Origin of the sequence: Protofrankia sp. Cr1 (assembly GCF_963555865.1) — a bacterium.
In the GTDB taxonomy this organism is placed as follows: Bacteria; Actinomycetota; Actinomycetes; order Frankiales; family Frankiaceae; genus Protofrankia.
In genome coordinates this window covers 1-1,542 of the sequence record NZ_CAUVXO010000001.1, presented here as the reverse complement: position 1 = coordinate 1,542, position 1,542 = coordinate 1, and the positions used below count along the sequence as shown (strand labels likewise).

Here is a 1,542-nt window from a genome sequence, read left to right as displayed (position 1 = left end):
GGGCATGTCCTGGGCAGCACGAGGGCATGCCAAGGAGGGCTCACCGTCCCGTCAGGCTCCGGGGAGGATTCGTATGGAACGGGCACGCTCTGCGCACACTGATGGTGGATGGCTGGTATTTGCCGCAGTCATCATCTTCATCGCCGGCTTCCACAACATTATCTATGGAATCGCCGCACTCAGGAAGTACGCCGTCCTCATCACGGCCAACGACACCGTCATCTACCAGGATCTGGACTTCTGGGGCTGGCTGCTGCTGTGCATGGGCATCGTCCAGATCGGCACCGCTGCCGCGGTCATCACAGGCAAACAGTGGGCACGCTGGCTGGGCATCGCCATGTGCGGAATCAACGCGATCGCCCAGCTCGCCTTCCTCGCGATCTTCCCAGGCTGGTCGCTCGTCCTCATCGGGCTCGACGTGCTCGCGATCTACGGACTGACCAGGTACGACGCACCGCCGCGCGACTCCTACGACCCATACCCCGATAGCGACCGGGCTCAGACGCGGGCGGATCGGCCGGAATACACCGGATCATCCCGGCCCGGCCCGACTGGAACCTCCCGGTCCGGCCCGGACGTATCACCTCGGATCTGATCCATCGGGTCGGTCGACGGACGCGTGATCACAACGGATCCATCAGGTCGCTGCACGATTTGCCATGACCACCGAGATCACGCGTCCAAAGATGTCACGCGGCGGTTCCGGCCGCTGGTAGCGGGCGCCGGTAGTGGGCGCCTTCAGCCGGCGGGAACCTCAGGCGACGGCGTCCAGATCAGCGCGGGTGAGCACCGGCCGAAGGTCGAGTCCGATTCCAGCGAGGTTGTCCCGCCCGCCCTCCTGACGGTCGATCACGCACAGGGCATGTTCCACGATCGCGCCCTGCTCCCGCAGGACCCGGGCCGCGTCCAGGATGGCACCGCCGCTGGTCACGACGTCCTCGACGAGCACGACCCGCAGGCCCTCGACTGTCCCGCCCTCGGCGGTCCGACAGGTGCCGTACTCTTTGGCCTTCTTGCGGACGAACCGAGCCGGCATTCCCGTCCGCTGGGACAGCAGGGTGACCAGAGGGATACCACCGAGCTCAAGACCGGCCAGCACGTCCGCGTCCGCAGGCAGCAACGGACGCATCGCGTCGACGATCCCGGCGAGCAGCGCCGGGTCAGCCTCGAACAGATACTTGTCGAAGTACTCGCCGCTCGTCCGCCCGGAACGCAGCAGAAACAGACCGGTCAGATGCGACACGGCCCGGACGCGGGCGGCAAGCGTGCCGGTGTCAGTCATGTCTGCGGACTCTATAGATCGGGTAGGTGGTCTCGGTCACAACAGCGACCGAGACCACCTACCGCCTCCGCTACCGAGGCCGGAGCGTAGGTAGAAACGGTCACCGCAGCGACCATTACCACCTACAGCGTCCGCTGCCGAGACGGGCGCGACCGTAGCCCACGTGGTGGGTACATGGGCCGGCGAGCGTCGGACGGACGCAGACAGGCCCCGAGCATCGCTCAGGGCCTGTGCGGCAGTGTGATCCGGGATACCCGGGA

At 66.3% G+C, this 1,542-nt stretch carries 1 protein-coding gene and 1 pseudogene; one reads left to right on the top strand and one right to left on the bottom strand.

Features of this window, described 5'->3' with window-relative positions:
- A pseudogene (locus tag U9980_RS00010) lies at nucleotides 1-595 on the top strand (hypothetical protein); the annotation flags it as partial.
- A 159-nt stretch (nucleotides 596-754) separates the two neighbouring features.
- Here the strand turns inward: U9980_RS00010 and pyrE are convergent.
- The gene (gene pyrE / locus U9980_RS00005; RefSeq protein ID WP_322747900.1) at nucleotides 755-1,282 is read right to left on the bottom strand and encodes an orotate phosphoribosyltransferase; all 528 of its coding nucleotides are present in this window, start codon (nucleotides 1,280-1,282) and stop codon (nucleotides 755-757) included.
- Nucleotides 1,283-1,542 lie beyond the last annotated feature (260 nt).

Excerpts from the sequence above, each read along its gene's own strand:
- pyrE (WP_322747900.1), bottom strand. The coding sequence starts at position 1,282 with ATGACTGACACCGGCACGCTTGCCGCCCGCGTCCGGGCCGTGTCGCAT.